Here is a 13,984-nt window from a genome sequence, read left to right as displayed (position 1 = left end):
TCTTATGAGTAGAACGTTGGAGTCGGCAGGGCCTGGTTTAACGCCCAGTCCCCGAGTTCGTGGAGTTTGTAGTCCACCGGGTCGTGCAGGGTTTGTGTCCGCAGGTTGCGCCAGTGACGGTCCAGGCGCAGGGAGGCATGGGTGGAGCGCGCGCCGGTGACTTCAAACAGGCGGCTGCACAGGTCCAGGCCCTGGCGTGTGGCGGCGACCTTGGCGGTAGCGATGGCAATCGCCAGTTGGCCGCGTTCGTGTTCGCTTAGAGTTGGGCCTTTGGCCCACGCTTGGTCCAGCAACCCGGCGGCACGTTCCACCAAAAGGCGCACGCCTTCCAATGCGACCCAGAACTCGCCGTAGTGTTGCAGCACGTAAGGGTCCTGGCGCACGTCTTCGGCTGATGATTTGTGCCAGGCCCGGGTTTCGGTGAGGGTGTAATTGCGTGCTTCGTCAAAAGCACCTTCGGCAATGCCGAGAAACATATGTGTGAACGTCAGTTGGGCGATCAACGGACGCAAGCAGGCGAAGGGTGTGCTCAGTGGGCCTGGGTCGAGCAGTAACTCCGACTCTTCGACGCGTACCCGCTCAAAGCTGGCGCTGCCGCTGTCGGTCTGGCGCTGGCCGATATTGTTCCAGTCATTGTGTAAGGTGATGCCGCTGCGCCCGCTGGGGATGGCGGCGATGAGCAGCTTGCCGCCGGCGTTTTCGTCGACCGCCGAGGCGATCAGCATTTCCGAGTCGCTGGCGCCGGAGCAGAAACTCTTCTTGCCCGAGAATTCGCGCCAGCCACCGAAGTCTTTGACCACGGTGCGCGTATCCAAGGGGTTGAGGGCGTTGCCCCAGAACCAGTTTTTGCGTGCGGTTTGTTCGAACCAGGGTTGCCATTGGTCGGGGCGCGAAAACAGGCGCACGGTGGCGAGCATCAGGTGGTGGAAGCCGAAGACATGGGCGATGGAACTGTCGACCTTGGCTAATTCGCGCACGATGCCCAGGGTTTCGCTCCAGCGCGCGCCGAGGCCGCCATATTGGGTGGGAATGCTCAGGGCCAGCAGGCCGCTGTGGCGCAGGGCATCGCGTTCGGCCTTGGGGGTGCCACCGCGCTCGTCGCGTTCGACGGCGCTGAGGGCGAACTCGGCGGCCAGCAGTTTGGCGGTCTGCATCGGGGATGGCAGGACGCTGTGAGGTTTGGCTGTCACGCGGTGTTCCTCAAATGTCTATGTGGCAATGAGGCTGAATGTGGAGCGGGCTTGTTCGCCCCACTTAGAGCCGATCTCACTGAACTCAGGCCTTGGTCGTCGGCAACACATCGTTGGCAATCATTTCGCCGAACGGGCCAGTGAGGTTGGTGATGCCACGCCCGGCGAGGCTGGCGTAAGGTTCCGGCAGCAGCGGGAACACCAGCTCGGCAAAGCGGTAGGCCTCTTCCAGATGCGGGTAGCCGGAGAAGATGAAGCTCTCGATGCCCAGGTCGGCGTATTCCTTGATGCGCGCGGCCACTTGTTGCGGGCTGCCCACCAGCGCGGTGCCCGCGCCGCCGCGCACCAACCCGACCCCGGCCCACAGGTTGGGGGCGATTTCCAGGTTGTCGCGGCGCCCATCATGCAGGGCCGCCATGCGGCGCTGGCCTTCGGAATCAAAACGCGAGAAGGATTTTTGCGCGGCGGCGATGGTTTCGTCGCTGATGTGCTCTATCAGTTTTTCGGCGGCTTTCCATGCGTCCTCTTCGGTTTCGCGCACGATTACATGCAGGCGAATGCCGAACTTCACCGTACGCCCGTGACGAGCGGCGCGTTCACGCACATCCGCGAGTTTTTCCGCGACGGCGGCGGGGGGCTCGCCCCAGGTCAGGTAGACGTCCACCTGTTCGGCGGCGAGGTCATGGGCGGCGTCGGACGAACCGCCGAAGTACAGCGGTGGGTAAGGTTTTTGCACCGGAGGGTAAAGCGCCTTGGCGTTCTGTACGCGCAGGTGTTTGCCTTCGAAATCCACCGATTCGCCCTGCAAAACGCGGCGCCAGATCTTCAGGAACTCGTCGGAGACTTCGTAGCGTTCGCTATGGTCGAGGAAGCTGCCGTCGCCACGGTTCTCGTCGGGGTCACCGCCGGTGACGACATTGATCAGCAAGCGGCCGTTGGACAGGCGATCCAGAGTGGCGGCCATGCGCGCGGAAACCGTGGGCGAGATGATGCCTGGACGAATCGCCACCAGGTAGCGCAGGCGTTCTGTCAGTGGTACCAGCGCCGAGGCGATGACCCAGGAGTCTTCGCACGAGCGTCCGGTAGGAATCAACACGCCGTGATAACCCAGGCTGTCAGCCGCCTGGGCGACTTGTTTCAGGTAATTGAGGGTAACGGGCCGTGCACCTTGGGTGGTGCCCAAGTAATGGCCGTCGCCATGTGTCGGTAAAAACCAGAAAACATCCATGACCAATCCTTAAGCGATTTTCAGCAGAGAGGATGAGTGCGCTGCAAATAATGGCGCTGCGCGTTCTGCCGCAAGGCGTATCCGGCCCTTCAGGGGCTCGCTGGTTATTTGGTAGTCGGTGAAGTCGGCCTCGGTGGCGTACACGCCGATCGGCAAGGTCAGCGCCTGGAAGAAACTGAACAACGGCCTTAGCTGGTGATCGAGAACCAGGGCGTGGCGTTCGCTGCCGCCTGTGGCTGCGAGCAATACCGGTGTGTTGATCAGTGCGTTGAGACCGATCAGGTCGAACAAGTGCTTGAGCAGGCCGGGGTAGGACCCGCGATAGACCGGCGCGGCGACGATCAGCAGGTCGGCCTGTTCGATGGCCAGCAGTTGCGCTTCGACGTCGGCGGGCAGTTCGTCTCGGGACAGCGCACCGCCCAATGGTCGGGCAATGTCGCCCAGCTCGATCAGCGTGGTCTGGATCGGCAACAGATTGGCCAGTTCGACCAGCACGGCCTGGGTCAGTACCAGGGTGCGGGACGGACGCCAGGTTCCGCCGGAGAGGGCAACGACATTCAGGGGACGCGTCATGAACAGTTCCTTTTCAACAGTGGTTCAAAGCAGGTGAGGTGCGAGGTGTTGAGCAAGAGCTGTACCAACGAGTGCAGGCCTTGATTGGCGGGGGCTGCGGGCTCACTGCTGAAAAATGCTGCTGTTGTCTGCCTGCTGATTTGTTGAAGGGCTGTTGCCTGGGCAACAGTTGCTCGGCGAACAGTGCCGCTGTGCTGTGAAGCTATTTATAGAGGCTTATTGTTATTCCGTAAATTAATGTATTTACATATTTATAGATCATAAAGATATAAATGCGGCGGACTATTGAAGGTGCCTTGGCGGTTGATAGCGACTATCACGTGAGGTGATTTTTCACCGGGACGGGCCGCGAGTAGCCTGTGTTCATTGACTCGAAACCTCCTTTGCAGGCCAACGCCATGAACCGATTTCTCGCCGTTTCCTTATTGTTTGTCACCGCTGTCCTCGCCGGGTGTGCGACCCATCCTTCGCCCGAGTTGCGTCCTTACACGGCTGAAGAAACCAGGCAACTGGCTCTCGAAGCACTGAGCCGTCGCGGCTTATCGTTTGATGAATATCAACAGCAGCGCGCTGCACTGACTGGCCAGCCACAGAAGCCCTTTGGTTTTGATCGCCAGGGTGAAATGAACGCCGAACGTAGCGTGACATTGCATGGTCGTCCCAGTTGAGCCGGTGCTCAGCGGCAAAAAGCCCGAGGTTTCCCCTAAGGAACCTCGGGCTTTTTGTTTGCCCTGGCGTTACTTCAGCCTGTTAAGCTGAATTTCAGGAGCGTTCCTACGCACATTTACATAAAGTGGTCCTTCTTTAACGGCATTCGATCGGGTAAACCTGACGACCTCTGTTTCTGGTCGATGCCCCTGAGACGCTGCTCTCGGGAACCTGCTCTGCGAGTCTTTACGTCATGAATAAACGTCCGTTGTATTTCGACTATGCCGCCACCACCCCGGTGGATGAGCGGGTCATCCAGGTAATGGTCGAGTGCCTGGGCTTCAACGCCAATTTTGGTAACCCCGCGTCCAGTTCCCATGCGTTTGGCCAGGCGGCCCGGCAAACGGTTGAACTGGCACGGCTGCAGGTGGCCGAGTTGGTGGGCGCCCAGCCTGAACAGATTGTGTGGACTTCTGGCGCGACTGAATCCAACAACCTCGCTATCAAGGGTGTCGCCCAGGCGCGCGGCGTTGCGGGCGGGCACATCATCACCAGCCAGATTGAACACAAGGCCACCCTGGACACCGCGCGACAGTTGCAGGAGAGCGGCGTGGCCGTGACCTACCTGGTGCCGGACGCCGATGGGCTGATCAGTGCCGAAGCCGTCAGTGAAGCGTTGCGTGACGACACTTTCCTGGTCTCCTTGATGCTGGTGAATAACGAACTGGGCACCCTGAACGACATCCCCGCCATTGGCGCGCGCGTACGTGAGCACGGCGCACTGTTGCATGTGGATGCGGCGCAAGGGGCGGGCAAAGTGGCTATCGACCTGGCGCAATGGCCAGTGGATTTGATGTCGTTTTCGGCGCACAAGCTGTATGGCCCCAAGGGGATCGGTGCGTTGTATGTCGGGGCGCGGGCGCAGCAGAAAGTGTTGGCGCAGATTCATGGCGGTGGTCACGAGGGCGGTCTGCGCTCCGGCACTTTGGCGACCCATCAGATTGCCGGTATGGGCAAGGCGTTTGCATTGGCGGCGCAGTCGTTTGCCGAGGAGAAAGCACTGATTGTCGGGTTGCGTCAGCGCCTGTTGGATCAGTTGGCGTCGGTTGCCGGTGTGCGCCTTAATGGCAGCGCCACGCAGCGTATCCCCCATACCCTGAGCCTGACCTTCAGCGAAGGTGAATTCAATTCTGCGGCATTGAGCGTGGGTATGGCGTTTTCCGCGACATCGGCGTGCAACTCCGCGAGCAATGCGCCATCCCACGTGCTGCTTGCCCTGGGCCACGACGCGCGCAGCGCTGGCCGGACCATTCGCTTGAGCCTGGGCCGGTTTACCACCGAGCAGGACATCGATCAGGCCGTGCAACTGATCAAGGCCGCGCTCGCCAGTGCACCGGCGTTCTGGGCCGTCTGATTTCTACAATAATTATGAGTGTTTACAGGAGACACAATGAGTACGCAGCCTTTGACCCATGGAACGGTTCCCCAGCGCTTGGCGCGCATCCGTGAACTGATGAGTCGCGAGGGCATTCATGCCTTGCTGGTGCCATCGGCTGATCCCCACCTGTCCGAGTATTTACCGGGTTACTGGCAAGGGCGCCAATGGTTGTCGGGTTTCCATGGCTCGGTGGGGACGTTGATTGTCACTGCGGATTTCGCCGGTGTGTGGGCCGATAGCCGTTACTGGGAGCAGGCAACCAAGGAACTCAAGGGCAGTGGCATCGAGTTGGTGAAGCTGCAACCGGGCCAGCCTGGGCCACTGGAGTGGCTGGCCGAGCACACCCCGGAAGGCGGCGTGGTGGCGGTGGACGGCGCCGTAATGGCGGTGGCTTCGGCGCGCACCTTGAGCGGTAAGCTGGCGGAGCGCGGCGCGCGACTGCGCACCGATATCGATTTGCTCGATGAAGTCTGGCAAGGCCGCCCGGCGCTGCCGAACCAACCGATCTATGAGCATCTGCCGCCGCAGGCAACCGTCAGCCGTGGTGAAAAACTCGCCGCACTGCGCGCCAGTTTGCAAGAGAAGGGGGCCGACTGGCATTTCATCGCCACCCTGGATGACATCGCCTGGCTGTTCAACCTGCGTGGCGGCGATGTTTCGTTTAACCCGGTGTTTGTGTCGTTCGCGCTGATCAATCAGCAGCAGGCGACGTTGTTTGTGGCACTAGACAAGGTCAATGCCGAGTTGCGCGCTGTGCTTGAACAGGACGGCGTAACGCTATGTGACTACAGCAAAGTGGCGGCTGCCTTGCGCGAGGTCCCATCGGGTGCAAGCTTGCAGGTTGACCCGGCCCGTGTCACCGCGGGCTTGCTGGAAAACCTGGTGGGCGGCGTCAAGCTGATCGAAGGGCTTAACCCGACCACGCTGGCCAAATCCCGCAAGAGTTTGGCGGATGCGGAACATATCCGACAGGCCATGGAACAGGACGGCGCGGCCTTGTGCGAATTCTTCGCCTGGCTGGACAGCGCGCTGGGGCGTGAGCGCATCACTGAACTGACCATTGACGAACATCTCACGGCTGCGCGTACTCGCCGCCCTGGTTATGTATCACTGAGTTTCAACACCATTGCAGCGTTCAACGCCAATGGGGCAATGCCGCATTACCATGCAACCGAAGAAGAACACGCCGTGATCGAAGGCGACGGGTTGCTGCTGATTGACTCGGGTGGCCAGTATCTGGGCGGTACGACGGATATCACGCGGATGGTGCCCGTCGGTACGCCGAGTGAAGAACAGAAGCGTGACTGCACACGTGTGTTGAAGGGCGTCATAGCACTGTCCCGGGCCCATTTTCCCAAAGGGATTCTGTCGCCGCTGCTGGACTCCATTGCTCGCGCGCCAATCTGGGCCGAAGGCGTGGATTACGGCCACGGTACTGGGCACGGCGTAGGTTATTTCCTTAATGTGCACGAGGGTCCGCAGGTGATTGCCTATCAGGCCGTCGCTGCCCCGCAAACCGCGATGCAGCCGGGGATGATTACGTCGATCGAGCCCGGTACTTACCGTCCTGGTCGTTGGGGGGTACGTATCGAGAACCTGGTATTGAACCGCGAAGCGGGCAAGACCGAATTTGGTGAGTTCCTTAAGTTTGAAACCTTGACGTTGTGCCCGATCGACACCCGTTGCCTGGAAACTTCGTTGCTCACACAGGATGAGCGTGAGTGGTTCAATGCCTACCATGCCGAAGTGCGTGAACGGCTGAGTCCATTGCTTAATGGTGCTGGGTTGCAATGGTTGCAGACGCGTACGGCGGCTATTTGATCGGTTGCAGTTCAGGCACGACAGCAAACGCCCAGCGCTGGAAACGGCGCTATGCGATTAAGTAGACGGGTTTGCGCGGTGGGGCGACGGAGCAGTCGCGAGTGGACTGCTCGGTCGATTATCTGCAAATGACGATCATGCTGCGGCTGGTATAGCCCGCTGGGTTGAGGCCGAAGGGGTAGTCCCCTGGCTCCTCTGAATTGTCACCGGACTTAGCGATAACTCGGTAGCCCTTGGCGCCGCAAGAGTTGGTTGCACTCGTGTAGCACTGGTCCCAGGAGGAAGACAGGCCGGAACAGTTGATATGCAGTCCTTTTTTGCCCCGCTTTACTTCTGTCTTGGTCGTCGCGGCGCAACCTGCAATGGCCACGACGATTAACAGCATCAAAATTCGCTTCATTCCTATCCTTAATAGCCGCTTCGCATTGCTTGAAGCAGGCTTTACTCGCTCTCGAGTGTAGCGTTCGCGCTGTCCTTGTCGAAAATCTCCATGAATGACATTCGTTTGCAGGCTAAACATGGCCTAAATGGGCGGCAAATACTAGAGCGACCTTCAAAGATGATTCAGTCCACCGGTACCAGCGGCTTTGTCTCATTGCGCATCGTCAGCGTCGCACCTACCGAGGCCATGATGATGCACGTTATAGCCAGCCATTGCGCCAGGGACAGGTGTTCCTGCAGGAAGAGCAGGCCAGAGAGTGCGCCGAATGCCGGCTCAATGCTCATAAGGGTGCCGAAAGTACGCGCGGGCAAGCGCGTCAGTGCCACCATCTCCAAGGTGTAGGGCAGGGCGGTGGACAGTATGGCGACGCCGATGGCGACCGGGATCAACGCGGGCGTCAGCAACGCACTGCCGGCGTGCACAATACCGATAGGTGCCACAAACAGTGCGGCGATCATTACGCCGAGGGCGGCGGTCTGGACGCCGTTGTCGTTACCGGCCTTCTGTCCGAACAGAATGTAGAGGGCCCAGCAAACGCCTGCGCTTAAGGCATAGGCCGCTCCGAGCAAGTCGATGCCGCTGCTGGCTTCCCCTAGGGGAATCAACAGGAGCAGGCCGATGATCGCGAGGCCAATCCACAAGAAGTCTATTGCTCGTCGCGACGCGTAGATGGCTACCGCGAGTGGCCCAGTGAATTCAAGGGCGACTGCGATACCTAGTGGGACGCTGCGCAAGGACATATAGAAGAGGAAGTTCATGCCGCCCAATGCCATCCCGTAAATGATCACGGTGCGCAGGGACTTGGCTGTCAGGCTGGCGCGCCATGGGCGCAAGATGAGCAGCATGATCACACTGGCAAAAATCAAACGCAGGGTTGTAGTGCCTTGTGCGCCGACAATAGGGAACATGCTCTTGGCCAGCGAGGCGCCGGACTGAATGGAGGCCATGGCGATCAGCAGCAGTCCGACTGGGAACAATGCCGAAGCCAGGCTGCGGGGGGAGGTGGTCATTGGGGGAGATCCGGATCATGAGTGAGTAGCAGAGGGCGTTATGATGCTTAACTGTTTTAAATTGAGCAATATATTGCTCAATATTAGGGTTGGGTTTTTTATATAGATAGAACGTTCTTAGGATTTAAGGCTGTCTGATAGAAAAACAAAATTAACGCTTGACCGCAGATTCTGGAAGCCTATAATTCGCCCCACTTCCGGCGCAGTCGAAACGGAAAACTCCTTGGTAAACAATGAGTTACGCAGTTTTCGGCAGCAAGTTGCTTCAGTTCATCGAAGCCAAAAGGAAGTTGAAAAAGAGGTGTTGACAGCAGCGTGTAACGCTGTAGAATTCGCCTCCCGCTGACGAGAGATCGGAAGCGCAAGTGGTTGAAGTTGTTGAAGAAATCTTCGAAAGCTTCTGAAAATAACCGCTTGACAGCAAATGAGGCTGCTGTAGAATGCGCGCCTCGGTTGAGACGAAAGCTCTTAACCAACCGCTCTTTAACAACTGAATCAAGCAATTCGTGTGGGTGCTTGTGGAGTCAGACTGATAGTCAACAAGATTATCAGCATCATAAGTTACTCCGCGAGAAATCAAAGATGTAACCAACGATTGCTGAGCCAAGTTTAGGGTTTCTTAAAAACCCAAAGATGTTTGAACTGAAGAGTTTGATCATGGCTCAGATTGAACGCTGGCGGCAGGCCTAACACATGCAAGTCGAGCGGTAGAGAGAAGCTTGCTTCTCTTGAGAGCGGCGGACGGGTGAGTAATGCCTAGGAATCTGCCTGGTAGTGGGGGATAACGTTCGGAAACGGACGCTAATACCGCATACGTCCTACGGGAGAAAGCAGGGGACCTTCGGGCCTTGCGCTATCAGATGAGCCTAGGTCGGATTAGCTAGTTGGTGAGGTAATGGCTCACCAAGGCGACGATCCGTAACTGGTCTGAGAGGATGATCAGTCACACTGGAACTGAGACACGGTCCAGACTCCTACGGGAGGCAGCAGTGGGGAATATTGGACAATGGGCGAAAGCCTGATCCAGCCATGCCGCGTGTGTGAAGAAGGTCTTCGGATTGTAAAGCACTTTAAGTTGGGAGGAAGGGCAGTTACCTAATACGTGATTGTTTTGACGTTACCGACAGAATAAGCACCGGCTAACTCTGTGCCAGCAGCCGCGGTAATACAGAGGGTGCAAGCGTTAATCGGAATTACTGGGCGTAAAGCGCGCGTAGGTGGTTTGTTAAGTTGGATGTGAAATCCCCGGGCTCAACCTGGGAACTGCATTCAAAACTGACTGACTAGAGTATGGTAGAGGGTGGTGGAATTTCCTGTGTAGCGGTGAAATGCGTAGATATAGGAAGGAACACCAGTGGCGAAGGCGACCACCTGGACTGATACTGACACTGAGGTGCGAAAGCGTGGGGAGCAAACAGGATTAGATACCCTGGTAGTCCACGCCGTAAACGATGTCAACTAGCCGTTGGGAGCCTTGAGCTCTTAGTGGCGCAGCTAACGCATTAAGTTGACCGCCTGGGGAGTACGGCCGCAAGGTTAAAACTCAAATGAATTGACGGGGGCCCGCACAAGCGGTGGAGCATGTGGTTTAATTCGAAGCAACGCGAAGAACCTTACCAGGCCTTGACATCCAATGAACTTTCTAGAGATAGATTGGTGCCTTCGGGAACATTGAGACAGGTGCTGCATGGCTGTCGTCAGCTCGTGTCGTGAGATGTTGGGTTAAGTCCCGTAACGAGCGCAACCCTTGTCCTTAGTTACCAGCACGTCATGGTGGGCACTCTAAGGAGACTGCCGGTGACAAACCGGAGGAAGGTGGGGATGACGTCAAGTCATCATGGCCCTTACGGCCTGGGCTACACACGTGCTACAATGGTCGGTACAGAGGGTTGCCAAGCCGCGAGGTGGAGCTAATCCCATAAAACCGATCGTAGTCCGGATCGCAGTCTGCAACTCGACTGCGTGAAGTCGGAATCGCTAGTAATCGCGAATCAGAATGTCGCGGTGAATACGTTCCCGGGCCTTGTACACACCGCCCGTCACACCATGGGAGTGGGTTGCACCAGAAGTAGCTAGTCTAACCTTCGGGAGGACGGTTACCACGGTGTGATTCATGACTGGGGTGAAGTCGTAACAAGGTAGCCGTAGGGGAACCTGCGGCTGGATCACCTCCTTAATCGACGACATCAGCTGCTCCATAAGTTCCCACACGAATTGCTTGATTCATTGAAGAAGACGATAAGAAGCAGCCCGAAATTGGGTCTGTAGCTCAGTTGGTTAGAGCGCACCCCTGATAAGGGTGAGGTCGGCAGTTCGAATCTGCCCAGACCCACCAATTTTGTGTGGGAAACGCCTGTAGAAATATGGGGCCATAGCTCAGCTGGGAGAGCGCCTGCCTTGCACGCAGGAGGTCAACGGTTCGATCCCGTTTGGCTCCACCACTACTGCTTCTGACGTATGAAAGCTTAGAAATGAGCATTCCATCCTGGCGATGGTGAATGTTGATTTCTAGTCTTTGATTAGATCGTTCTTTAAAAATTTGGGTATGTGATAGAAAGATAGACTGAACGTTACTTTCACTGGTAACGGATCAGGCTAAGGTAAAATTTGTGAGTGATTACAGATTTTCGGCGAATGTCGTCTTCACAGTATAACCAGATTGCTTGGGGTTATATGGTCAAGTGAAGAAGCGCATACGGTGGATGCCTTGGCAGTCAGAGGCGATGAAAGACGTGGTAGCCTGCGAAAAGCTTCGGGGAGTCGGCAAACAGACTTTGATCCGGAGATGTCTGAATGGGGGAACCCAGCCATCATAAGATGGTTATCTTGTACTGAATACATAGGTGCAAGAGGCGAACCAGGGGAACTGAAACATCTAAGTACCCTGAGGAAAAGAAATCAACCGAGATTCCCTTAGTAGTGGCGAGCGAACGGGGACTAGCCCTTAAGTGGCTTTGAGATTAGCGGAACGCTCTGGAAAGTGCGGCCATAGTGGGTGATAGCCCTGTACGCGAAAATCTCTTAGTCATGAAATCGAGTAGGACGGAGCACGAGAAACTTTGTCTGAATATGGGGGGACCATCCTCCAAGGCTAAATACTACTGACTGACCGATAGTGAACTAGTACCGTGAGGGAAAGGCGAAAAGAACCCCGGAGAGGGGAGTGAAATAGATCCTGAAACCGTATGCGTACAAGCAGTGGGAGCCCACTTTGTTGGGTGACTGCGTACCTTTTGTATAATGGGTCAGCGACTTATTTTCAGTGGCGAGCTTAACCGAATAGGGGAGGCGTAGCGAAAGCGAGTCTTAATAGGGCGTCTAGTCGCTGGGAATAGACCCGAAACCGGGCGATCTATCCATGGGCAGGTTGAAGGTTGGGTAACACTAACTGGAGGACCGAACCGACTACCGTTGAAAAGTTAGCGGATGACCTGTGGATCGGAGTGAAAGGCTAATCAAGCTCGGAGATAGCTGGTTCTCCTCGAAAGCTATTTAGGTAGCGCCTCATGTATCACTGTAGGGGGTAGAGCACTGTTTCGGCTAGGGGGTCATCCCGACTTACCAAACCGATGCAAACTCCGAATACCTACAAGTGCCGAGCATGGGAGACACACGGCGGGTGCTAACGTCCGTCGTGAAAAGGGAAACAACCCAGACCGTCAGCTAAGGTCCCAAAGTTATGGTTAAGTGGGAAACGATGTGGGAAGGCTTAGACAGCTAGGAGGTTGGCTTAGAAGCAGCCACCCTTTAAAGAAAGCGTAATAGCTCACTAGTCGAGTCGGCCTGCGCGGAAGATGTAACGGGGCTCAAACCATACACCGAAGCTACGGGTATCACGTAAGTGATGCGGTAGAGGAGCGTTCTGTAAGCCTGTGAAGGTGAGTTGAGAAGCTTGCTGGAGGTATCAGAAGTGCGAATGCTGACATGAGTAACGACAATGGGTGTGAAAAACACCCACGCCGAAAGACCAAGGTTTCCTGCGCAACGTTAATCGACGCAGGGTTAGTCGGTCCCTAAGGCGAGGCTGAAAAGCGTAGTCGATGGAAAACAGGTTAATATTCCTGTACTTCTGGTTATTGCGATGGAGGGACGGAGAAGGCTAGGCCAGCTTGGCGTTGGTTGTCCAAGTTTAAGGTGGTAGGCTGGAATCTTAGGTAAATCCGGGATTCTAAGGCCGAGAGCTGATGACGAGCTAACTTTCAGTTAGCGAAGTGGTTGATGCCATGCTTCCAAGAAAAGCTTCTAAGCTTCAGGTAACCAGGAACCGTACCCCAAACCGACACAGGTGGTTGGGTAGAGAATACCAAGGCGCTTGAGAGAACTCGGGTGAAGGAACTAGGCAAAATGGCACCGTAACTTCGGGAGAAGGTGCGCCGGTGAGGGTGAAGGACTTGCTCCGTAAGCTCATGCCGGTCGAAGATACCAGGCCGCTGCGACTGTTTATTAAAAACACAGCACTCTGCAAACACGAAAGTGGACGTATAGGGTGTGACGCCTGCCCGGTGCCGGAAGGTTAATTGATGGGGTTAGCTAACGCGAAGCTCTTGATCGAAGCCCCGGTAAACGGCGGCCGTAACTATAACGGTCCTAAGGTAGCGAAATTCCTTGTCGGGTAAGTTCCGACCTGCACGAATGGCGTAACGATGGCGGCGCTGTCTCCACCCGAGACTCAGTGAAATTGAAATCGCTGTGAAGATGCAGTGTATCCGCGGCTAGACGGAAAGACCCCGTGAACCTTTACTATAGCTTTGCACTGGACTTTGAATTTGCTTGTGTAGGATAGGTGGGAGGCTTTGAAGCGTGGACGCCAGTCTGCGTGGAGCCAACCTTGAAATACCACCCTGGCAACTTTGAGGTTCTAACTCAGGTCCGTTATCCGGATCGAGGACAGTGTATGGTGGGTAGTTTGACTGGGGCGGTCTCCTCCTAAAGAGTAACGGAGGAGTACGAAGGTGCGCTCAGACCGGTCGGAAATCGGTCGTAGAGTATAAAGGCAAAAGCGCGCTTGACTGCGAGACAGACACGTCGAGCAGGTACGAAAGTAGGTCTTAGTGATCCGGTGGTTCTGTATGGAAGGGCCATCGCTCAACGGATAAAAGGTACTCCGGGGATAACAGGCTGATACCGCCCAAGAGTTCATATCGACGGCGGTGTTTGGCACCTCGATGTCGGCTCATCACATCCTGGGGCTGAAGCCGGTCCCAAGGGTATGGCTGTTCGCCATTTAAAGTGGTACGCGAGCTGGGTTTAGAACGTCGTGAGACAGTTCGGTCCCTATCTGCCGTGGACGTTTGAGATTTGAGAGGGGCTGCTCCTAGTACGAGAGGACCGGAGTGGACGAACCTCTGGTGTTCCGGTTGTCACGCCAGTGGCATTGCCGGGTAGCTATGTTCGGAATAGATAACCGCTGAAAGCATCTAAGCGGGAAACTAGCCTCAAGATGAGATCTCACTGGAACCTTGAGTTCCCTGAAGGGCCGTCGAAGACTACGACGTTGATAGGTTGGGTGTGTAAGCGCTGTGAGGCGTTGAGCTAACCAATACTAATTGCCCGTGAGGCTTGACCATATAACACCCAAGCAATTTGACTACTCGAAAGAGCATCAGATTGCGGTGTGTGAAGACGAAACGAACC

General features: G+C 56.3%; 8 protein-coding genes, 2 tRNA genes and 2 rRNA genes. 7 read left to right on the top strand and 5 right to left on the bottom strand.

Annotated features, from left to right (window positions below; all coding sequences use genetic code 11):
- Positions 1–2: 2 nt before the first annotated feature.
- From AB4N98_RS03605 to msuE, 3 genes are all read right to left on the bottom strand, one after another.
- Positions 3–1,154, bottom strand: a complete 1,152-nt coding sequence (locus AB4N98_RS03605; RefSeq protein ID WP_267864293.1) for an acyl-CoA dehydrogenase family protein — start codon at positions 1,152–1,154, stop codon at positions 3–5.
- Between the two features lie 121 nt (positions 1,155–1,275).
- On the bottom strand, positions 1,276–2,418 hold the full coding sequence (gene ssuD, locus AB4N98_RS03600) for an FMNH2-dependent alkanesulfonate monooxygenase (RefSeq protein ID WP_017530367.1): 1,143 nt from the start codon (positions 2,416–2,418) through the stop codon (positions 1,276–1,278).
- 9 nt (positions 2,419–2,427) lie between these two features.
- Positions 2,428–2,991 carry an FMN reductase gene (gene msuE / locus AB4N98_RS03595; RefSeq protein WP_068932389.1) on the bottom strand — a complete coding sequence of 188 codons (564 nt, stop codon included), beginning with the start codon at positions 2,989–2,991 and terminating at the stop codon, positions 2,428–2,430.
- A 398-nt stretch (positions 2,992–3,389) separates the two neighbouring features.
- Here msuE and AB4N98_RS03590 point away from each other — a divergent pair, with 398 nt between their 5' ends.
- From AB4N98_RS03590 to AB4N98_RS03580, 3 genes are all read left to right on the top strand, one after another.
- Positions 3,390–3,659, top strand: coding sequence for a hypothetical protein (locus tag AB4N98_RS03590; protein ID WP_026067463.1), 270 nt, complete (start codon positions 3,390–3,392; stop codon positions 3,657–3,659).
- A 233-nt stretch (positions 3,660–3,892) separates the two neighbouring features.
- Positions 3,893–5,053, top strand: a complete 1,161-nt coding sequence (locus AB4N98_RS03585; RefSeq protein WP_065876947.1) for a cysteine desulfurase family protein — start codon at positions 3,893–3,895, stop codon at positions 5,051–5,053.
- A 36-nt stretch (positions 5,054–5,089) separates the two neighbouring features.
- On the top strand, positions 5,090–6,898 hold the full coding sequence (locus AB4N98_RS03580) for an aminopeptidase P family protein (RefSeq protein ID WP_116079469.1): 1,809 nt from the start codon (positions 5,090–5,092) through the stop codon (positions 6,896–6,898).
- 118 nt (positions 6,899–7,016) lie between these two features.
- Here AB4N98_RS03580 and AB4N98_RS03575 read toward each other — a convergent pair whose 3' ends face one another.
- Positions 7,017–7,298, bottom strand: coding sequence for a hypothetical protein (locus AB4N98_RS03575; RefSeq protein WP_017530372.1), 282 nt, complete (start codon positions 7,296–7,298; stop codon positions 7,017–7,019).
- Positions 7,299–7,462: 164 nt separating this feature from the next.
- Entirely contained in the window at positions 7,463–8,350 is an 888-nt protein-coding gene (gene rhtA, locus AB4N98_RS03570) for a threonine/homoserine exporter RhtA (RefSeq protein ID WP_017530373.1), read from the bottom strand.
- 639 nt (positions 8,351–8,989) lie between these two features.
- On the opposite strand from rhtA, the gene AB4N98_RS03565 reads away from it, so the two are divergent.
- The 4 genes from AB4N98_RS03565 (at position 8,990) to AB4N98_RS03550 (ending at position 13,917) form a co-directional block, all read left to right on the top strand.
- Positions 8,990–10,526: ribosomal RNA gene (locus AB4N98_RS03565) — 16S ribosomal RNA — on the top strand.
- An 82-nt stretch (positions 10,527–10,608) separates the two neighbouring features.
- Positions 10,609–10,685, top strand: a tRNA-Ile gene (locus AB4N98_RS03560).
- 30 nt (positions 10,686–10,715) lie between these two features.
- Positions 10,716–10,791: transfer RNA gene (locus tag AB4N98_RS03555), tRNA-Ala, on the top strand.
- 234 nt (positions 10,792–11,025) lie between these two features.
- Positions 11,026–13,917: ribosomal RNA gene (locus AB4N98_RS03550) — 23S ribosomal RNA — on the top strand.
- The 16S and 23S rRNA genes sit together here with 2 tRNA genes alongside, the layout of an rRNA operon.
- Positions 13,918–13,984: the final 67 nt, after the last annotated feature.

Source organism: Pseudomonas sp. S3_E10 (assembly GCF_054667615.1).
This window is presented reverse-complemented; position numbering and strand designations above follow the sequence as displayed.